Genomic DNA, 19231 nt, shown 5'->3' with positions numbered 1-19231 from the left:
CAGCCGTGACGCGGGTCTGTCTACTCGGCGCGTCCGAGGTGAACCTCCGATACGAGTTGCTGTCGCGCGACACGGCTCGCGCCGCGCTGTCGACGTACGCCCTCCGCGAACCGTACCGCAACAGCCTCGAACTGGAGACGGTGAGCGTCGGCGCGGCCGTCTCGCTTCTGAACGACCTCAACTGGTATCTCGTCCGGTTCGTCGACGACGCGCTCGTCCAGTCGCCGAGCATCAGCGAGACGGAGTGGCTCTCGCGGAAACTCGCGACGGCCGTCCGCGAGGGCGGCGTCCGTCCCGAGGAGACCGATCGCTTCCTGAAGGTGTACGGCGTCGACGACGACGAACTGCTCGACCCCATGTTCCTCGCACGCGTCGACGGGCAGGTGCCCGACTACGACCTCTACGACGTCGAGGAGACGCTCACGGTTCGCGTAACCGAAGCCGAGTTCGGCGAGTAGCCCCACCTCGCCGGGTTCTGACGCTCGAATCGGAGCCCTCGGATGTCAGGAAATCGGGTGGTTTCGGGGGAGGGGACTCGAGTAAGCCCGACATAACCTTGGCCGCCTCCGGCTTACTACCGTCGAGAGTAACCGTGAGTACGAACAGACGACAGTTCCTCCGACACGGCACAGTGCTGGCCGCCCTCGCACTCGCCGGATGCGTAGACGAAGGAGACGCCTCCGGTGCGACGGGCGCACCAGACGACCAGTCCGGCCAGTCCGAACAGACCGACCAACCGGTGCAGACCGACACCCCGACGCAGACGGCGGCGAGCGACGACGAGATGCGTTGGACCGAACTGACGGCGATGCCGGAACCGGAGCGAACGGAGGTCGAAGCGACCGCGCTGAACGGCGAACTGTACGTCATCGGCGGCTACGTTCCCGACGGCGTCACCGACGCCGTCGCCGTCTACGACCCTGAAGGCGACTCCTGGCGGAGCGCCGCCGCGCTGCCACAGGCGCTACACCACGTTAAGGCCATCACCTATCAGGGTCGAATTCTCGTCTTCGGCGGCTACACCGAGGCGGAGAAGTCGGTGGCGACGACGTACGCGTACGATCCCGAGAGCGACGAGTGGGAGGAGCGCGCACGGATGCCGACGAGCCGCGGCGCGCCGACCGCAGAGCTCGTCGGTGGAAAGGCGTACGTCGCCGGCGGGTACACGAAGGGCGGCCTCGGCGGCGGGTTGCGGGCGACGCTCGAAATCTACGACCTCGAGAGCGACGAGTGGTCGAAGGGGCCGGATATGCCGACCGCTCGCAACCACCTCACGTCGGGAGCGGTCGGGGGGAAACTGTACGTCGTCGGCGGCCGTTCGGAGTTCGGCGAGGAGATGAGCGCCAACGAGATGTACGACCCCGAGACCAACGAGTGGACGGAGTTGACGCCGATGCCCTCCGAGCGCGGCGGCGTCAACGGCGGGGCGATGGGCGGCAAGGTGTTCGTCCTCGGCGGCGAGAAACCCGAGGGGACACAGGCGACGGTCGAAGCCTACGACCCCGAGAACGACGAGTGGGAGCAGTACCCCGACATGCCGGAGGGGAGACACGGACTCGGCGTCGCGGCCATCGACGGCGCGTTATACGCCGTCTCCGGCGGCCCCGATCCGGGCAAAGAGTACTCCTCGACGCTCTGGCGGCTGTCGGCGGAGTAGTTCCGGGAGAACCGAAACGGGACGCCTACGGCGACCCGCCGTCGCCGAGTTTGGGACCCGCGTCGAACATCCCGGTCGACATGTAGCGCTCGCCGCTGTCCCAGAAGACGGTGACGACGAGCGGGCAGTCGTCGTACTCGACCGTCCCGGCCCCGCCGTCGGTCTCGATGCGCTGTGACACCGCGTCGGGCACGTCCGGGCAGTTCAGTTCGGGTCGCGCGAGGCGCACGGCGACCTGCTGGGCGGCGAGATTCGACGCGCCGCTGGATTGGCCGACCAGGATACCCTCTTCGTGGGCGAGACGGCGACACTCGGCCTCGGCGTCGTCGAGCGAGACGGTGACGACGTCGTCCAGCAGGTCGGTGTCGAGGTTCGGGCTGACGAAGCCCGGACCCATCCCCTGGAAGCTGTCGCCTTCGGGTTCTCTCCCGGAGAGGACGGCGCTGTCTTCGGGTTCGACGGCGACGACCTCCATCTCGGGGAACTCCTCGCGGAGGCGACGACCGATGCCCGAGAGCGTGCCGCCGGTGCCGACGCCCGCGACGAGCGCGTCGACTTCTCTCCCGTCGACCTGTTCGAGGATCTCCTCGGCCGTCGTGCGGTAGTGCGCCTCCGGGTTCGCCGGGTTCGCGAACTGGCGGAGCTGGACCATTTCTCGCTCTTTTTCGAGTTCGTCGGCGCGCTCCTTGGCGTCGGAGATATCGCCGTCGACGAGTTCGAGAGTCGCTCCATACGCCTTCATGATGCGGCGGCGCTCGGGCGACTTCGAACCGGGCATCACGATGGTGATGTCGTAGCCTTTCGCGGCGGCGACGACGGCCAACCCGATGCCCGTGTTTCCGCTCGTCGGTTCGACGAGTTCGTCGCCGGGCGAGAGCGTCCCGTCGCGTTCGGCGGCCTCGACCATCGCCAGCGCCGGGCGGTCTTTCGCCGATCCACCGGGATTCTTCGACTCGATTTTCGCGGCGACCGTCGCGCCCTCCGGTGACTGCAGTTGCACCAGGGGCGAGCCGATCGTATCGAGGATGCTCGCGTTCATTGGCGACCGGTAAGCGATTGTGACGTAAACCGGTGGCGGACACCGGCAACGTTCGACGCCGTCTCGGACGCACGAATCTGCGGACGCGAGTCTCGAATCGACCGTGCGCGCAGAATCACCGCCAGCGAGGCCATTAAAAGCCTCCGCCGCCAACGACCGGCCAATGGAACTGAACACGATGGAGCCGAATCCGACGTGGAGCCCTGCGGGCTACGAAGACGCCGTCGAGGCGCTCGGGCGAGAGGGACTGACGTTCAAAGTCTGGGGCGGCGACTGGTGCAAGGACTGCCGCCAGCAACTACCCGACTTCGCGGCGGCGCTCCGGGAGGCGGGTGTGCCCGAGGAGCGAATCGAGCAGTTCCCGGTCGAGAAGAACGACGACGGCAGCAAGCGCGGTCCGCGGGTCGGGGAGTACGACATCGAACTGATTCCGACCATCGTCGTCGAAAAGAACGGTGAGGAACTCGTACGGTACGTCGAGGACGAACCGATTCCGGCTACGGCTTATCTCGGCGAGCGACTCGAAGAAGTCGAGCAGACGGCGTAAGCTGCCGACTCAGTTCTCCAGCGCCCAATCCAACGCCGATCTAACGTCCGTCTGTGGCGGCGAACAGGTGAAGTTCTCGCAGGCGTACACCGTCGGGTCGTCGTCGACGGCCTCACGTCCGGCCCAGATGGGCGGTATCTCGTCGAGGTCGAGTGCGTCCAGCCACTGTTTCAGTTCGCCGTCCGTCTTCGGTCGCTGGGTTAGAATCGTCGCCGGGAGATATCGACTCGCCAGCGCCTCCCACCAGTCCGCGGGGAGGTCGTCGGCGGCGACGGTGAGTTCGAGCGCCCCTCGGTTGCGCTTCTCGGCGGCGAGGACGAGCGACCCGTGTTCGAGCGGACTCCCCCGGAGACGGTTCGCGTGCGTCGAGAGCACCTCCTCGGCGACGTGACCGAACTCGGCGTCGGGCGCGAAGTGGTCCAAATCGAGGAGCACGGAGACCGCAACGCCGAGACTCGACGGCGTCGACTGGTCGCGGCGCTCCTGCGGACGCGCGACGAGCGTCTCGCCGCTCTCGGGCGTGAAGTACAGCGTTCTCTCGTCTTCGTCCCAGAACTCCGCTTCGATGGCCCGCGCGAGGTCGAGCGCGAACGAGAGGTTGTCGACGTCGCCGGTCGCCTGGTACAGGTCGAACGCGCCGCGGGCGAGGAACGCGTAATCTTCGAGATAGCCCGAGCCCTTCACGTCGCCGGACTTGAACCGCCGCGAGAGCCGTCTCTCGTCGTCGTTCCAGAGGTTCTCACGGAGGAACGAGAGCGCCTTCTCGCCGGTTGCGGCGAGCGCGGGGTCGAGCGTCCGCGCGCCCGCCGCGAACCCCGAGACCATCAGGCCGTTCCAGCCGGCGAGAATCTTCTCGTCGCGGGCGGGGCGTTCGCGCTCCTCGCGGGCCTCATACAGCGCCGTCTGCGCGTCCATCAATCGTCGTTCGACCTCGTCCTCGTCGAGGTCGTACTTCGTGGCGAGACCGCTCACGCTCTCGGCGAGCGTCAGTACAGTTGTACCGTGCTCGAAGTTCCCGCTCTTCGTGACGCCGTAGCGGTCGCAGACGAGGTCGCCCGTCGTCTCGTCGTCGACCGCCTCGCGCACCGAGTCGGGGGTCCAGACGTAGAACTTGCCCTCCTCGCCCTCGCTCTGGGCGTCGAGCGTGCTGTAGAATCCCCCTTTTTTGTGCGTGAGTTCGCGCTCCACGAACGCGAGCGTCTCCTGAGCGACCGTCGCGTACCGAGGGCGACCCGTGAGTCGGTAGGCGTCGAGGTAGACGCGCGGGAGTTCGGCGTTGTCGTACAGCATCTTCTCGAAGTGCGGAACGGTCCACTCTCTGTCCGTAGCGTAGCGGTGGAAGCCGCCGCCGACGTGGTCGTACAGACCTCCCGAGGCCATCGCGTCCAGCGTCTCGGTGACGACGCCGAGCGCCTGGTCGCGGCCGGTTCGGGCGTACGCTCGCATCAGGAGGTCGAGGCGCGTCGGCTGGGGGAACTTCGGTCCGCCGGCTCCGAACCCGCCGTACTCGCGGTCCGCACTACGGAGTGCCGCCTGCGCCGCCGTGCCGAGCAGGTCGTCGTCGAGTTCGCCCGGTTGGTCTGGGGTGTCTTCCAACTCGTCGCGGACGGCGGCGGTCCACTGGTCGGCGCGGTTCTCGATCTCCTCGCGGTCCTCCTCCCACGACCGCGAGAGGTCCCGAAGCAGGTCGAGAAAACCGGGCATTCCCTGGCGAGACTCGGGCGGGAAGTACGTCCCGACGAAGAAGGGGCGACCGTCGGGCGTGAGCCACACCGAGAGCGGCCACCCGCCGCGCCCGGAGACGAGCTGGCAGATGCTCTGGTAGACGCCGTCGAGGTCGGGGCGCTCCTCGCGGTCGACCTTGATGGGAACGAACTCCTCGTTGAGCACCTCGGCGACGGCGTCGTCCTCGAAGCTCTCGTCGGCCATCACGTGACACCAGTGGCAGGCCGAGTAGCCGATGGAGAGAAAGATGGGCACGTCGCGCTCGCGGGCCGCTTCGAGCGCCGTGTCGTCCCACGGCTGCCAGTTGACGGGGTTGTCCGAGTGCTGCCGGAGGTACGGAGACTGTTCCTCGTCGAGGCGGTTTCGGCCCGTCGGGTCGGTCATACACTCCGTACGGGCTACAGGAGGGAAAAGCCGTGTGCTCCGGCGAATCCAGAACTGCGCCGACACGAGTGTCGTCGGCGAGTGAAACGAATCCAATACACGAATGTGCACACTCTCGGTGCAGAAAGCAACAAGGTTTACACTCTCGTGCGTAGCACGTCGTCGTATGACGGAGACGGTGCTTCTCATCGGCGGCGGCGGCCGCGAACACGCAATCGCCCGGTCGCTGGCGTCCGACTGCGACCTGTACGCCTGCGCGAGCAACCGAAACCCGGGTGTCGTTTCGCTCGCCGACGGCTTCGAGCGAGTCGACGAGACGGACGCGGACGCGATCGCCGACTACGCAGAGACGGTAGCGGCGACGCTCGCCGTCGTCGGTCCCGAGTCCGCGCTCGCGTCGGGCGTCGTCGACGCGCTCGAAGAACGCGGCGTGTACGCCTTCGGACCACGGAAGATGGACGCCCGCATCGAGACGGACAAGGCGTTCCAGCGCCGGTTCATGGTCGAAAACGACGTTCCCGGCTGTCCCGACTTCGAGACGTTCCACGACATCGAGGGCGCCTGCGCCTACATCGACCAGTACGACGGCGACGTGGCGGTCAAACCCGCCGGACTCACCGGCGGGAAGGGCGTGAAGGTGACCGGCGACCAGGTGACGAAGGAGGAGGCGAAAGAGTACCTCCGCACCGAGAAGTACGAGCAGGTCGTTATCGAGGAGCGCTTCGTCGGCGAAGAGTTCACCGTACAGGCGCTCGTCGCCAACGGCGACGTGCGGCCGACGCCCGCCGTTCAGGACCACAAGCGCGCCTACGAGGGAGACGAGGGTCCGAACACCGGCGGCATGGGCAGTTACAGCGACGCCGGGCGAACGCTTCCGTTCATGGAGGAGGGTGACTACGAGGAGGCCGTCGACGTGCTGGAGGCCGTCGTCTCGGCGCTTCCCGACTACCGAGGCGTCCTCTACGGCCAGTTCATGCTCACCGCCGACGGCGTCCGCGTCGTCGAGTTCAACGCCAGGTTCGGTGACCCTGAGGCGATGAACACGCTACCGGTACTCGAAACGCCGTTCGTCGACGTGCTCGCCGCCGCCCGCGACGGAGAACCGCTGCCGGGACTGGACTTTTCGCCGACGGCGACGGTCTGTAAGTACGCCGTCCCGGACGGATACCCGACGAATCCGGAAGCGGGCGCACGCATCGAAGTCGACGAGGACAACGTCGGCGACGGGTTACTGTTCTACGCGAGCGTCGAGGAGCGCGACGACGGACTGTACACGAGCACGTCTCGGTCGTTTGCAGTCGTCGGCCTCGGCGACACCATCGCGGCGGCGGAGGCAGTCGCGGCGGACGCGCTCGCGGCGGCGGGCAACGGTCTCCGAATCCGCCACGATATCGGGAGCGCGGAACTGGTCGAGCGGCGAGTCGAACACATGGCGGAGTTACGGACCCAATAAACCCAACAGGAGGGACAGTCACCCCTACGAGGACGTTCGACAGTAAGAACCCACAACCGGGGCTCATGGACTCGCTTACGCCCGGTACGAAGGACATAACAAAGCCCGTAGCTGTAAAAGCCGAGTGCACATGGGACACGTATCGCCTCAAAGTAAAGCGACACCGGCCGAGGACGGCTACATCATCCGCCGGTACGAGCCCGCCGACCGTGACCAGTTCCTCGACCTCTACGAGGAAGTGTTCGAGAAGCCTCGCACGCCCGAGTGGTTCGACTGGCGCTACGGCGGCCCACACACCGACGAAGTCCGGATGTTTCTCGCCGAGAAAGACGGCGAAATCGTCGGCGCCGAGCCGTTCATCTCGTTCGAGATTCGTGGCGGCGACGAGTCGGTGTCGGCCCTCCAACCCGCGGACGCGATGGTCCATCCCGACCACCGACGGAACGGTCTCCTGACGCGCATCACCGAAGCGGCCATCGACTACTACACCGACGACGGCCCGTCGTTCATCTTCAACTTCCCAAACCAGGCCGCCATCGGCGCGTTCCTCAAACTCGGCTGGGTTCAGGTCGGCGAGGTAGCGACGGCGTACCGCATCCAGAAACCGTCTGCCTTCCTCAAATCCGACCGCGCGCAACGTATGGGGCCGTTTGCGGACCTCCTCTTTGCGGCCGGCCACCGCGCTCGCGACGCGGCAACGCTCGCTGCCGCTCGCCACGGCGGCGACGACGACGTGACGGTCACGCGTCACGCCGAGATCCCCGCAAAGCGTCTCGCCGCCCTCTACGAGTCGGCGACCCCGCCGCGCCTCCACGCGCCGCGAACGGAGGCGTTCTACAACTGGCGCTTCGCGAACCCGCAGTGGGACACCGCCGCCTACTCGGCGAAGCGTGACGGCGAGATCGTCGCGAGCATCGTCGCCTGCACGCAGGCCACCCGCGGCATCACGACGACGAAGATTCTCGACGCGCTGCCGATGGTCGACCCCGAGGCCGAGAGCGAGGCGTTCGACCGACTCCTCCGCGTCGCCATCGCCGACCACGACTACGCCGACGCCGTCGCCGTCGCCGAGGACACGGTGCCTCCGAAGGTGCTCTCTCGCCTCAACTTCCTCCGCAACGACAGCTTCCCGATGTCGATCAGGGGGTCCCCGACGCCGGTCGTCGCCCGACCGCTCGTCCCCGAGGACGAAGCGCAGTGGACCGTCGGCGGACGCCACCTCGCCGACCGCAACGACTGGCGTCTCTCGTTCGCCGAACAGGATACGAGCGTCTGAGACAGTCGCTCCGCCCTCGTTCAGCGCCGTGAATGGGTGTTCCCACCGGTTTATTAGCCGCCGAGCGAAAGCACGCTCCGTGACGGACGCAGAATCACGGCACGACCGCCTCGTGCGCCATCCGACGCCCGGACCGCGAAACTCCCTCCAGTCGTGGACGCGCGCGCGCTCGCCGCTCGTCGTCGCCCGCAACTACGCCGCCATCGTCGCCGCACGCGTCTCGCCGAGCCTGCGGCTCAAAAACTGGCTCCTCCGACGCATCGGCGTCACCGTCGGCGAGGGCGTCTCGTGGGGGTTGGAGTCGACACCGGACGTGTTCTGGCCGGACCTCGTGACCGTCGAGGACCACGCGATAATCGGCTACGACGCGACGCTTCTCTGTCACGAGTTCCTCCAGGACGAGTACCGAACCGGCGAAGTCGTCGTCGGTGAGCGGGCGATGGTCGGCGCGGGCACAGTCGTCCTCCCGGGCGTCCACATCGGGGCGGACGCACAGGTGGCGGCGAACTCGCTCGTCGCCGGGGATGTGCCGCCTGGGGAGACGGTCGCGGGCGTCCCCGCCGAAGTGGTTTCCCGAAACGGCGTCGACGCCGACCAGAAAGCGAACGAGGACGACACCGGCGCCGACCGGAAAACGAGTGACGACGACTCGAGTCAGTCGTAGACGCGGACGATACCCTCTTCGAAGACGGCGCGGTTGGGGATGATGTACTCGCGGTTGTCGGTTTCGACACGCGTGACGAGCATGTCGATCTCCTGGACGATGCCGGACTGCTCGCCGAGTCGAACTCTGTCGCCGATGGTGTACGGCTGGTTCAACAGCAGATAGATGCCCGCCGCCGCCGACGAGAGCATGTCCTTGAACGCCAGCGACGCGAAGACGACGAGCGCGAACGCGTAGGCGGCGAGGAGGACGACGAGCGCGAGGGTGTTGATTCGGACCTGACTGAGCGCAACGAGCACGGCGAGATAGAAGACGCTGTACTTCGCGAGCGTCGGGAGGAGGCCGATTTCGGGAAGTTTGACGCCGCGGAGACGCTCGGCGACCAGTAGCTCCACCTTGTCGCCGATGAGGATGCCGATGATGAGGATGAGCAGCGCGACGAACAGCCGCGGCAGAAACGCGACGAGGCGCGTCCAGAAGGTGTCGGTGTACCCGACGTCGGCGACGGTGAGCGCGACGACGATGGTGAGACCGATAAGAAAGTACGTGCTGAGCTGAGCGACGATAGCGATGGTGGAGGTGCCCAGACCCTGCGCGAGACGTTCGAAGCCGGTTCCCTCGATGACGCCCGCCAACCCCGCCCGTTCCAGCAAGCGGCGGTTGACCGCCCCGACGATGATGCTCAGCATGACGCCGAGCGCGAGCACGCCGAGTGCGAGCCAGATGCGCGGGGGGACCGCGTCGTATATCTGACCAAGCTGTGTCTGCATCTCAGTAATCCTCCGGGTCGAGTTCGAGTATCAACCGCCCGCCCTTGAACGCCCGGACGAGGCCGTCAGACTCCGAGAGCACGATGGCCGTCGCGTTCGTGTCGCGGGTTATCGCGCCACCGGCCATGTGGCGCGCACCGAGTCCCTTCGGGATGTCGACGCCCTCCGCGCCGGGTTCGAGATAGCGATACGCGGAGACGATTTTCCCCGAGTCGGAGATGACGAACGCGCCGTCGAGTCGGGAGAACTCCTTGAGCATCACGTTGACGATGGGGTCGCCGACGTGGACGTGGCTCTTCTCGAACGGGTTGTAGCTCAGCGGACGCGACTTGTTCATCACCTTGCCCGCGTCGCCGACGACGAACAGCGCGCCGACGGGGCTACCTTTCTGGCCCTTCTTGCCGAGTTCGATGGCCACCTCGAACACGTCACGGATGACACTCGGGTCCGCGCGTGAGTTCGTGAACAGGTCGTACATCCCCGAGTGCATCTTCTCGTCGGCGCGGACTCGAAGCAGCGTATCGCTGTCGTCGCCGAACGTCCCGATGGTGCAGGCGACGACGTCGCCACTATCGACGAGACCCTCGTCCATCGCCCCCTCGATGCCGAATCGAACCCGGTCGCGGACGTTCTCGAACTCCAGCGGCAGTTCGACGAACTGGTCGGCGTCGACGGCGTTCGTCGGCGCGACGACGACGAGGCTCGTCTCGACGTTCTCGAATCGTTCGTAGAACGAACTGCTCGGGGAGAACAGAAACAGGCCGTCGACGTCGGCCATGAGGTCGTTCAAGAAGTCAGCCAGCATTGACATTGACCGATAACTCTCAAGGAGCACCTATAGAAGTTGTGGCGCGTACCTACCGCCGTTTGGTGATTCGTGACAGTATCTATCACGCAATAAGAGTGTTAATACATTTGTAGGGAGCCAAGTCAGACGATGGCTGACTGTCGATGGCGCAGTCATGATGAACATTCGACGTGTTAAAGTGGGCGTATCGGGAGGGAGAGGCTTAATTCGTGTTTCGACGACTGGTCTCCCGGAGCAACCGTTCGAGTCCGACTGCGATTTCGACGAGGGTTACGAGTGCGATGGCAACTGATCGGTTCTGTACTTTCTTCCCTACCTATTCATGGCCAATTCGATTTGAGCGAGCTCAGTTGGCCAAATGACGGAGGCTCAGGAGAGTGGTGGCCGCGATCAGTACCTGTAGCTACGTTTGCAGATGAGCAGTTGTCGTACCCACCTGAATCACACGAATTGGGATGACCGCTTCGTGAAAATTCGGAGCTACTTTCGATTCACGGACGGCCAATTTTCGACATCAGTCCCATTGCGGTAGGGTTTGTGTGGTGTATCGACCACTGAGGGAGTCTCGATCAGAGGCGCATCGCGCTGTCAATGATTCCCTAAACGTACTAGCTCCGAGTACTACTTTTGAGCCGTTGATTGTCTAATTTATTTCTGTAGGAGATTGTTATTTACTTAGTCTAATTCCATGTACCGAGCGTGTTCGAGCCACTCTTCGAGAGATGGAGAGCGGTAAAAGCGGAGTTCCTTCTGTCGGGAGTCGTAGTCGATGATTCCGGCCGCGTCAAGACGGGGTAGCTTCGAATGGTGTACATCAAGTTTGACTTGGTCCCGTGATGGGGATTCGTCTGGTTCCGTGCCAGCGGCCTCGTAGGCACATACTGCGTGAACTACATCTTCGATCTCGACGACCTCGTCGTCCATACTATAGAGGTAATAGAGGACGTAGCGGAGCCGTGCAATACTTAAGAGTTCGAAAATAGTATCAAGGTTCTCGGTGACCCTCGAATCGCGTAGCAACTGGGTCGCGCACCCGCTTCTCCAGTTATATTCTCCACCATCTGACCCGAAGGTATCGTCAGACATTCTATAGTAACGTCAACGACTTACGATATAAGTGTTAGTGGCGTCACACTAAATCCCCGGTTCCCAGTAGATAGAAAAGTCAACTCTTACTGACTCCCTCTATCTCTAATGCGTCGAAAGTGAGTTACTCGGCGGCTTCTCGCTGTCCACGAGTTTCCGGAGAAAAGTGACCGACGGCGACAGGTGGTCCACCAGCGCCTTCCGAACCAACTGCTTGCCTTCTTCATCGTCATCGTCCAAGCGTTCGTACAAGGCCATCAGGTCGTCTCTCGACAGCGTGAAGGGGCCGCCATCGGCTTCGCGTTCGGGCCGCCAGACGGTTTCTTCGAGGACTTGATTCTCGATGTCGCGCTTCTCGCTGTTCGAGGTCGCCCTGTTGTAGTCGTAAATCAGTTTTCGGGTGGCTTCGGGGACGGTGATGACGTTCCGATTGGGTTCGGTTTCGTCTCCGTCCACTACGGGACAGCGTTGCAATGAATGTGGTCTATCGAGCGAATTTTGTGGGTTTTCTTCCGATAGACACACCGAGAGAATTGCGCGACGTAACGCCGAGGGCGTATGCGTGGGGCCGGATTTGAACCGGAAAAAGACGTGCTCACTCGCTTCGCTCGTTGCGCGCGACTTGCAGGGTTCAAACCCTCAGTCAGCAAAACACGGCGCTCGTGTCCACTCGCGCCGGTTTATGCGTGGGACCGGATTTGAACCGGCGGACTCCTACGAGACAGCGTCCTAAGCGCTGCGCCGTTTCCTGGCTTGGCTACCCACGCGCACCCTGTAGTAGCCGAAAGCGCAGTAAGAAGCTGTCGTTCCCGGGAGCGTCGTCGCGGGGCCACGCGTTCAGTTTATGCCCGCCGAGAGACAACGGTGGCTCATGTACCGCGCACGGGACCGCGTCGACAACGAGGAGTGGCTGACCCAGCTCGAGCGGGCCGCCGACAGCCTCGACCTCGGCTCGGAGTCGCGGTCGAACGCGACCGACCTGTTTCTCACTCACGTCCCGAACGAAGATCGCTCGAAACCCGCGACCGCAGCCGCCAGTCTCTACGCCGGGGCACTCATCGCCGGCGAGGAGCGCTCCCAGACCGCCGTCGCCGACGCGATGGACGTGACTCGACTCTCGATACAGAAACGCTGGAAAGATATCCTCGAAGACGCCGGCTTCCGCCCGCCATCGTGGTAGCCGGGTGATTACTCCGGCGGCGTCCTGCCGCGACCCTCGCGCTCGGGGGTGAGGTTACCGTGACGGTCGATTTCGCCCGAGACGATGCGCGTCGAGGAGATGCGCTCGCCGTCAGCGGCGGCGACGTGGTCGACGACTTCGATGTCGAGGGGGTCAAGGCCACGCCCCTTGCGGATCTCGTTGACTTTCTCGCCGCCGCGTTCGGTCTCCGGGGAGACGATGAGAACGTCGAAGCCGGGTTCGGTGGCGATACCCGTCGGTTCCGACAGTTCGCGAACCTCGAACTCGCGGTCGTACTCGGCCGCCAGCGGTTCGAGTTCGGCGACCAGGTCCCGCTTTCTGTCCTCGAAGGAACGGACGTACCGCTCCTCGTGGCGAGTCTGCGGCGCGAGTTCGTCGGAGGTCAGTCCGACCGTGAGGTCGCCGATTTCGAACGCGCGCTCGAACAGGGCGCGGTGACCGTCGTGGACCGGGTCGAACGTCCCACCGAGCGCGACGTGCATAATCGCCGTGTCGGCGTCGGCTCACTTAAAAAGGTCGGCTTGGTCGGACTACGATTCGGGGCTGGCGTCGGCCGATTCGCCGTCGACGGTGATGGTCACCGGGGTCGACTCGGCACCGTCGGCGTCGACGTCCGCCTCGCCTCGGAGTCGGTTGTCGAGATTGAACACCGTGTTCAACTCCGACTGCACCTCTCCGGCGACGCTGCGAACCAGTTCGCTCGGCGGAATCGCCTCGTACTCGTACGGGTTGTTTCCCGCACCGGCGCTCTCCCGCTTCTGGCGCGTCACTCGGTCCTCACCGTGGAGTTCCGCCAACGCCTCGCGGACGGTGCTCGGATACAGTCCGGTTCCCTCGGCGACCTCGTCGCTCGTACTGTCGGGATACTGGCGGAGATGCACGTAGATTCGCGCCCGCGTCTCGGTGTCGAGCATCCACACCAGCAGGTCGACGACACTCTGGTCGAACTCGGTGGCTGCACGGTCTGCGTCTTCGCCGAGTCGCGCCCGAGTCGGCTGTTCGTCCTCCTCAGCCGTTCGCTCGTCGTTGCGTGTGTCTTCGGGGGTTTCCTCGGCAGACATGTGTTTAGGGTCGGAGGTCAGAACTACAGTCGGAAAAGGCGTACGGCCGATTCGGTCGCGAGCGAGAGGCGGGTCAGAGCAGGAGCGACGCGCAGAGCGCGTCCACATCTCTCTCGCGAAGGACGCGTCGCTGCCGTGTCGCGCCGCTCTCGTCGTTCAGCACCGAGCGCAGTCCGGAAACACCGAGTCTGTCGCAGGCGCGGCCCACGGCCGCTTCGAGGTCGACGACCGACTCGGCGTCTCTGTCGACGAACGACGCGTCGTGGCCGTGGCGCATCGCCCGCCACTTGTTCTCGTCGAGGAGTTCGCGGCGGATATCCGTCCCTGACTCGCCGTCCTCGAAGCGTTCCGCAAGGTCGACGACCAGCGCGTGGACGAACTCGACGAACGTCAGCACCACGTCGGGGTCGCGCTGGGTGTCGGGCGTCCGAACTTCGACGGTGCCGTGGCCGGTGTGGGGGCGGACGTCGTACCAGAGTTCACCCCGGTCGTTTATCGACTCCGTCTCGACCATCCGGCGCTCGAAGCGCGCGTACGACTCGAAATCCGCGAAGCGAGTGGGCATCCCGGTGTTCGGGAGCCCCTCGAATATCTTCGCCCGCGCCGAGGCGAGGCCGGTGTCGAAACCGTTCCAGAACGGTGAGTTCACCGATAGCGCCAACAAGAGCGGGAGATACCAGCGGAGTTCGTTTGCGACCCAGACGGCTTTGTCGGCGTCGTCGACGCCGACGTGGACGTGGAGTCCGGCCGTCGTGTTTCGGTGCTGCGGATACTGTATTCGGTCGAGTTGGGCACGGTAGCGCGGTTTCTGCGCGTGGTCGAGTTCGCGCCACTCCGCCGTCGGATGGAGTCCAGCGGCGGCGACACCGAAGCCGTGAGCCTCCGCGTGGTCGACGAGCGCCTCGCGGACCTCGTAGAGCGCGTCCGCGGCGTCGCCGGGGCGTTCGATGAGCGGCGTCTGCGTCTCGATGGTGAACTGAAACAGTTCGTGGTCGATGCGGCCGCCGAGCGGTTCCGGCGGGTCGTCGCCGTACACCAGCTCGTCGATACCCGACGTGGGACGGCCGGCGTCGTCGACGATGAAAAACTCCTCTTCGATGCCGAGGGTTCCCATCCGGTCGAACGCCTCGCGCGTGCCCAACTCCTCCATTGCCCGCCTTTCGAAACCTCGGAGTAAATAGTTCGTGGAGTCGGCCGCAGCGACCGGGAGTGCGGTGGTTGCGCGCAACCGCGGGCGTCGCCCCGGCCCGGAGTTTCACTCCCGAGTTAGCGCGGCCGGGCCACCACGCCGAGGTGGTCGCTGTGGAACTGGTCGAGGCGTGCGGTCTCCAGCACCTCGTACGCATCTTCGAGTCGCTCGACGACGCCGTCGAACACCGCGTCGGGGTCGCTCGTCACGTCCTCGCTACGCGCCTTGACGGCCATGAGCAATCGCCCGTCGTCGGCGAGGAACTGCCGGTTGCGGACCGCGACGTCGGCCTGTCCACGCGTCGCGACATCCTGGACGAGTACGTCGAGGTCCAATTCGACGACGTGGGCGTACGTCTCGGGTTTCCGGGCGTCCTTCAACAGCGGAAAGAGGTTATCTCGGTCTTCGGTGACGCCGACGAGATCGCGGACGGGCCGAGGCGCGAACTCGACGGCGTACGTCGGTCCCGAGAAGTCGGCGACGTGGCTGACCGTCGTGCCCGACGCCGCGCCGAGGTACAAAACGGAGTCACCGCCCGACAGCCCAGTCTCCACGTCGAGTTCGAGCATCGCGCCGAGTTTCGAGCGCCCGGCGTCCCAGAGCCGCCACTCCCCATCGGTCGGTTCGCCGTACACCGTCTCGCCCCGCGTGGCGAGTCGCTCGCGGCCATCGAACGAGCGACGTTCAACGCCCGTCGGGAGCGAGCTCACTCGACGTCACCTCCCTCCTCGGCGCGGGCGCGAATCGTCTCGATTCGCTCGCGGAGTTCGTCGTGAATCTCGGGCCGCATATCGCCGCCGTAGTGGTCGATTCGCGCGGCGATAGCGAGTTTGCCCGCGAGCGCGCGAGCGGCCGACCCTCGGTCCTGCTGCCGAGTGCCCCGCACCGCCTCGTGGACGTAGATGACGCCGTGTTTCGGCGACGACGCGCGTCCCGCGAGGTGGGCGAACAGCGCGTCCTCCGCGCCGAGCACTTGCACCGTCCCGCTGGGTTTCTTCGCCAGCGAGTCGAGACCGCCCGCGAGCGAGACGAGACGGGCGGTGAGCACGGGGCCGGCCATCTCGGCCATGTTCGGTGCGACTTCCGGGGCACGGCGTTCGACGTACTCGCGGAGCGCGTCGCGTTCGTCGGCCACGTCTGTCACGCGTTCGGCCAGCGAGACGATACGCTCCTCGGTGGGGTCCTGCGGGTCGCGCTCGGCGAGTTCGCGGGCGGCGTCGACGCCGGTTCCCGCGTCCTCGAAGAGGCTCCCGGCCCACTCGCCGAGGCGTTCGGCGAGTTCGTTCGCGGTTCGTTCGGCGTCGTCCATCGCGCGGACGGCGTGCATCAGTTGCTTGTCGTCGGCGCGTTCGGCCTCGGCGGCGGCGCTGCGTGCGGCCTCGATGGTCGCCACTCGGAGCCTGTCGTAGTACTCGTCCTCGTCGGCGGCGAATCCGCTGTCGACGGCGGCAGCGGGCCAGTCGGCGGGCGCGTCGGCGCTTCCCTCGCGGATACGTGACGCCGCCGCTTCGGTGTCGCCGGGGTCGACCCCGACGAACCACGCGTCTTCGGTCATGGTCGGAGGTGGACGCGCCGAGGGTTAAAAGGGGACGACTCCGCCGTCAGCCGAACTGCTCGAACGGCTGGTCGCAGTCCTCGCAGTAGTGCATCGACCGGCAGAGGCCGGGACCCTTCGGGTGGTCGCGCACCGTATTCGTCGACTCGCAGTAGGGACACTCGACGCCCGTTTCGGGCCCGTCGCCGCGGGTGCTCGGGTCGAAGCGCATCAGACGCTCAACCCGAACTCCCGCAGGTCATTTTTCCCTGCTTCGGTCACCATCTCGACGTTCCACGGCGGCGAGTATCGGAGCGTCACCTCGGCGTCGGCGACGCCCGCGGCGAGCGCGGCGCAGCGCACGTCGTTGAGAATCATGTCGCGCGCCGGGCAGCCGGTGTAGGTGAGCGTCATCTCGACGTGCGCGACGTCGTCGGCGACGCGGACGTCGTAGATGAGCCCCAGGTCGACGATGCTGACGGGCATCTCGGGGTCTTCGACCTCGTACAGCGCGTCCCACACGTCGCGTTCGACGCCGGTAGCACCCTCGCCGGTTTTTGGGTACTGGTCGTGCGCCTCGCCGGACGTGTAGTCGGTATAGGTACACGCTTCCGACTCGGACTCCGAGTTGCCGAACTCACTTCCCTCGAACTCGTCGTACTCGCCCCTCTCGTCGGTGCTCACGCGCCCTCACCTCTGAGCGTGGTCGGCTTCTCGAAGTCGAGTCGGCGGTACGTCGCCGTGAACTCCTCGTAGAGGTCGAACCAGTCGTCGGTGTGGTCGCCGTCGCGGCCGGTCGTCTCCGGGCGCGCGACCTCGTCCGGCTCGGGAACGTCGAGACCGAGTGATTCGAGGTACGGCACGACGATTTCGAGCCACTCCGTTCTGAGGTCACCCAGCGTCTCGGTCCGGAAGCCGAGTTCGAGAATCTCGTCTTCGTCCGGTCCGGGGGCGAAGAGCGTCAGCGCGTGGGGGAACAGGCGGTCGAGGGCGGTCTGGACGCGGGCGCGGCTCTCTTCGCTCCCCTCGTCGGCGAGGCGGTCCAGCCAGTTCTGGGCGTGCTCGCGGTGGTACGACTCCTCGGCGAGCACCTTCCCCACGCGGTCACGGAGCGGCGCGTACGACGAGTCGACGATGGCCTCCATGCGCAATTGCTCGGCCGTGTCGTAGAGGTACGTCCGGACCATCGTGTCCGCCCAGTCGCCGGGTTCCGTCTCGAGTTCGACGAGCGTCGCGTGTCGCCAGTTTTCGGGCGGGCGCTCCCAGATGAGTTCCTGCTCGGAGTAGCCGAGGTCCTGCAGCAGGTCGTACCAGAGGCGGGCGTGGCCGTACTCGTCCTGGGCGACGTTGGCGAGCGCGAGGTCGGATTCGAGCGTCGGTGCGAATATCTGCCACTCGATGTAGCGCTCGGCGGCGACGTACTCGTCGTCGGCCAGCCGAAAGAGGAGCGCTTCGAGCGCCGCCCGCTCGCGGTCGCCGAGGTCGTCGGGACCGGCGAATCGGGGCTGGTTCACGACTGTGCCTCCTCGCGCTTCTTCGCCGCTTCGCGCTGCTCGTCCTCGCTCTCCTCGACCTCGGCGGCGAAACTGGCGTCGACGTTGTTGTACGTCATCGCCCAGCGGTACGCCTTGTCCGTGGTGCCGCCGAACTTGGTCTCGTCGGCGTCGACTTCGCCGATTTCGTCGCGGGGGACGACCCAGAGGCTGTTGGTCTGCATGCGGCGGCCGTGCTGAATCTGGGCGAACATCAGCGCCATGTCGCGGTCCGGCGCGTGGACGTTGCCGCAGTGCTGGTGGTACTTCCCCGGCTTCTCCTGTCTGAACACTTCCCAGATCATTCTAATCGGCCGCCTGCGGGGTCGTACCCGCCGAGTTGTTCTCCCAGCCGTCCATCGCCTCGCGCACCCACGACACCGCTTCGTGGCGCTGGCGACGCGAGCCGATCTGTTCGTAGCTTCCCTCGTAGTCGTTCTTCGCGATGGTCCAGAACTCGTCCCAGTCGAGGTCCTCCTCGACCACCCGGTACTTGCCGGTCTCCTCGTCGTACTCGATTCTGGGTTCGTCGGGGATTTCGAGGCCGTACTTCTCTGCTTTCGGGATGTAGGCGTTCAAAAAGGCCTGTCGGAGTTCCGAGTTCGAGACCGTCTTCAGCCCGACCTGCTGGGCGAAGTCGTTGTGCGTACTCTCGCTGTTCATCGGCCCGAAGAACTGCAGGATGCGCGGCCACCACGTGTCGAACACCGCCTGCGTGCGCTCCTGGTTTGCCTTCGAGGAACGCATCAACTCCCGAAGGATGTCCTCGCCGTGTTTGACGTGAAAGCCCTCCTCGAAGCAGACCTTGTCCATCGCATGCGCGTACGGCTCCCACGAGGTGCGCTTCAGCGTCGCCTGCCGGCGCATCGCGCCGCCGTCGACGAAGAAGTCGATCATCGGCGCTTCGTACCACGAGTTCACCGGGTAGTGAAAGCAGTTGAGGAACTTCCCGTCGCCGCGTTCGAGTTCGTCGAGCATCTCTTCGCGCGTCTTCACGCCGAGCGTCTCGGCGGCGCGGTAGAGCAGTTGCGCGTGGCCGATTTCGTCCTGCGTCTTCGCCGTGCACGCGAGTTTCCGGTCCAGACTCGGCGCCATGCGGGTGAACGCCTTGTCGAGGTAGCCGCCCATCACCTCGGAGTTAGCGTGGAACTGGATCATCCGCGTCGCCGCCTTTCGGTACTCCTCCGGCATGTCGTCTTTCGGGCTGAACTGGCGAGGTCCGGCCCGTGCTTTGACGGTGTCGAGGTCCATGGTCGTTCGTTATAGATTCTCCGGCATACGAGTTCACCCGTCTATGGGCGGTGT

The 19231-nt window shown here is 65.3% G+C and carries 23 protein-coding genes and 1 tRNA gene; 7 read left to right on the top strand and 17 right to left on the bottom strand.

The genetic code is table 11. The features are described from left to right. Nucleotides 1-5: 5 nt before the first annotated feature. Nucleotides 6-458: a DUF5804 family protein gene (locus LAQ74_RS05505; protein ID WP_224335852.1), complete on the top strand. Its 453-nt coding sequence runs from the start codon at nt 6-8 to the stop codon at nt 456-458. A 134-nt stretch (nt 459-592) separates the two neighbouring features. Continuing rightward, the gene (locus LAQ74_RS05500; protein ID WP_224335849.1) at nt 593-1657 is read left to right on the top strand and encodes a Kelch repeat-containing protein; all 1065 of its coding nucleotides are present in this window, start codon (nt 593-595) and stop codon (nt 1655-1657) included. 25 nt (nt 1658-1682) lie between these two features. On the opposite strand, the gene LAQ74_RS05495 is transcribed toward LAQ74_RS05500, so the two are convergent. Next, the gene (locus tag LAQ74_RS05495; protein WP_224335847.1) at nt 1683-2696 is read right to left on the bottom strand and encodes a PLP-dependent cysteine synthase family protein; all 1014 of its coding nucleotides are present in this window, start codon (nt 2694-2696) and stop codon (nt 1683-1685) included. A gap of 163 nt (nt 2697-2859) precedes the next feature. On the opposite strand from LAQ74_RS05495, the gene LAQ74_RS05490 reads away from it, so the two are divergent. Further along, nucleotides 2860-3243: a thioredoxin family protein gene (locus LAQ74_RS05490; RefSeq protein ID WP_224335845.1), complete on the top strand. Its 384-nt coding sequence runs from the start codon at nt 2860-2862 to the stop codon at nt 3241-3243. A 9-nt stretch (nt 3244-3252) separates the two neighbouring features. Here LAQ74_RS05490 and LAQ74_RS05485 read toward each other — a convergent pair whose 3' ends face one another. After that, nucleotides 3253-5352, bottom strand: a complete 2100-nt coding sequence (locus LAQ74_RS05485) for a thioredoxin domain-containing protein (protein ID WP_224335843.1) — start codon at nt 5350-5352, stop codon at nt 3253-3255. A 166-nt stretch (nt 5353-5518) separates the two neighbouring features. On the opposite strand from LAQ74_RS05485, the gene purD reads away from it, so the two are divergent. From purD to LAQ74_RS05470, 3 genes are all read left to right on the top strand, one after another. Further along, nucleotides 5519-6805, top strand: coding sequence for a phosphoribosylamine--glycine ligase (gene purD / locus LAQ74_RS05480; RefSeq protein ID WP_224335841.1), 1287 nt, complete (start codon nt 5519-5521; stop codon nt 6803-6805). A 130-nt stretch (nt 6806-6935) separates the two neighbouring features. Next, a complete protein-coding gene (locus tag LAQ74_RS05475) occupies nt 6936-8081 on the top strand; it encodes a GNAT family N-acetyltransferase (protein ID WP_224335839.1) in 1146 nt (381 codons plus the stop codon). A 52-nt stretch (nt 8082-8133) separates the two neighbouring features. Beyond that, a complete protein-coding gene (locus LAQ74_RS05470; protein WP_425498520.1) occupies nt 8134-8745 on the top strand; it encodes an acyltransferase in 612 nt (203 codons plus the stop codon). On the opposite strand, the gene LAQ74_RS05465 is transcribed toward LAQ74_RS05470, so the two are convergent. From LAQ74_RS05465 to LAQ74_RS05445, 5 genes are all read right to left on the bottom strand, one after another. Next, nucleotides 8736-9524: a mechanosensitive ion channel domain-containing protein gene (locus tag LAQ74_RS05465; protein WP_425498519.1), complete on the bottom strand. Its 789-nt coding sequence runs from the start codon at nt 9522-9524 to the stop codon at nt 8736-8738. The two genes, LAQ74_RS05470 and LAQ74_RS05465, sit on opposite strands and share 10 nt — an antisense overlap. Then, nucleotides 9517-10326: a diadenylate cyclase DacZ gene (dacZ, locus tag LAQ74_RS05460; protein WP_224335833.1), complete on the bottom strand. Its 810-nt coding sequence runs from the start codon at nt 10324-10326 to the stop codon at nt 9517-9519. Before dacZ ends, LAQ74_RS05465 begins: the two co-directional genes overlap by 8 nt. A gap of 672 nt (nt 10327-10998) precedes the next feature. Beyond that, complete coding sequence (locus tag LAQ74_RS05455; RefSeq protein ID WP_224335831.1) at nt 10999-11409, bottom strand: DUF7344 domain-containing protein; 411 nt, start codon at nt 11407-11409, stop codon at nt 10999-11001. A 105-nt stretch (nt 11410-11514) separates the two neighbouring features. After that, nucleotides 11515-11865, bottom strand: a complete 351-nt coding sequence (locus LAQ74_RS05450; protein ID WP_224335830.1) for a hypothetical protein — start codon at nt 11863-11865, stop codon at nt 11515-11517. Between the two features lie 227 nt (nt 11866-12092). After that, nucleotides 12093-12176, bottom strand: a tRNA-Leu gene (locus LAQ74_RS05445). 104 nt (nt 12177-12280) lie between these two features. Between LAQ74_RS05445 and LAQ74_RS05440 the strand changes: the two genes are divergently transcribed. Then, nucleotides 12281-12589 carry a cyclin family protein gene (locus LAQ74_RS05440; RefSeq protein ID WP_224335828.1) on the top strand — a complete coding sequence of 103 codons (309 nt, stop codon included), beginning with the start codon at nt 12281-12283 and terminating at the stop codon, nt 12587-12589. Between the two features lie 8 nt (nt 12590-12597). Here LAQ74_RS05440 and LAQ74_RS05435 read toward each other — a convergent pair whose 3' ends face one another. The 10 genes from LAQ74_RS05435 to paaA all read right to left on the bottom strand — a co-directional run bounded on the left by LAQ74_RS05435 (nt 12598) and on the right by paaA (nt 19177). Beyond that, entirely contained in the window at nt 12598-13092 is a 495-nt protein-coding gene (locus LAQ74_RS05435; protein WP_224335826.1) for a phosphopantetheine adenylyltransferase, read from the bottom strand. A 48-nt stretch (nt 13093-13140) separates the two neighbouring features. Continuing rightward, nucleotides 13141-13671 (bottom strand): helix-turn-helix domain-containing protein, encoded by a 531-nt coding sequence (locus LAQ74_RS05430; RefSeq protein ID WP_224335824.1) that lies wholly within the window; start codon nt 13669-13671, stop codon nt 13141-13143. Between the two features lie 73 nt (nt 13672-13744). Beyond that, a complete protein-coding gene (locus LAQ74_RS05425; RefSeq protein WP_224335822.1) occupies nt 13745-14821 on the bottom strand; it encodes a glutamate--cysteine ligase in 1077 nt (358 codons plus the stop codon). A 116-nt stretch (nt 14822-14937) separates the two neighbouring features. Then, nucleotides 14938-15570 carry a fibrillarin-like rRNA/tRNA 2'-O-methyltransferase gene (locus LAQ74_RS05420; RefSeq protein WP_224335821.1) on the bottom strand — a complete coding sequence of 211 codons (633 nt, stop codon included), beginning with the start codon at nt 15568-15570 and terminating at the stop codon, nt 14938-14940. Then, nucleotides 15567-16415, bottom strand: coding sequence for an NOP5/NOP56 family protein (locus LAQ74_RS05415; RefSeq protein WP_224335819.1), 849 nt, complete (start codon nt 16413-16415; stop codon nt 15567-15569). The genes LAQ74_RS05420 and LAQ74_RS05415 overlap by 4 nt, the downstream gene beginning before the upstream one ends. A gap of 46 nt (nt 16416-16461) precedes the next feature. Next, complete coding sequence (gene paaE / locus LAQ74_RS05410) at nt 16462-16626, bottom strand: 1,2-phenylacetyl-CoA epoxidase subunit PaaE (RefSeq protein WP_224335817.1); 165 nt, start codon at nt 16624-16626, stop codon at nt 16462-16464. Further along, entirely contained in the window at nt 16626-17078 is a 453-nt protein-coding gene (paaD, locus tag LAQ74_RS05405) for a 1,2-phenylacetyl-CoA epoxidase subunit PaaD (RefSeq protein ID WP_224335815.1), read from the bottom strand. The genes paaE and paaD overlap by 1 nt, the downstream gene beginning before the upstream one ends. After that, nucleotides 17075-17908 (bottom strand): 1,2-phenylacetyl-CoA epoxidase subunit PaaC, encoded by an 834-nt coding sequence (gene paaC / locus LAQ74_RS05400; RefSeq protein WP_224335813.1) that lies wholly within the window; start codon nt 17906-17908, stop codon nt 17075-17077. Before paaC ends, paaD begins: the two co-directional genes overlap by 4 nt. Beyond that, nucleotides 17905-18231: a 1,2-phenylacetyl-CoA epoxidase subunit PaaB gene (paaB, locus tag LAQ74_RS05395; RefSeq protein WP_224335811.1), complete on the bottom strand. Its 327-nt coding sequence runs from the start codon at nt 18229-18231 to the stop codon at nt 17905-17907. The genes paaC and paaB overlap by 4 nt, the downstream gene beginning before the upstream one ends. 1 nt (nt 18232) lies before the next feature. Then, on the bottom strand, nt 18233-19177 hold the full coding sequence (paaA, locus tag LAQ74_RS05390; protein ID WP_224335809.1) for a 1,2-phenylacetyl-CoA epoxidase subunit PaaA: 945 nt from the start codon (nt 19175-19177) through the stop codon (nt 18233-18235). Nucleotides 19178-19231 lie beyond the last annotated feature (54 nt).

This window comes from Haloprofundus halobius (assembly GCF_020097835.1).
Taxonomy (GTDB): Archaea; Halobacteriota; Halobacteria; order Halobacteriales; family Haloferacaceae; genus Haloprofundus; species Haloprofundus halobius.
This window is presented reverse-complemented; position numbering and strand designations above follow the sequence as displayed.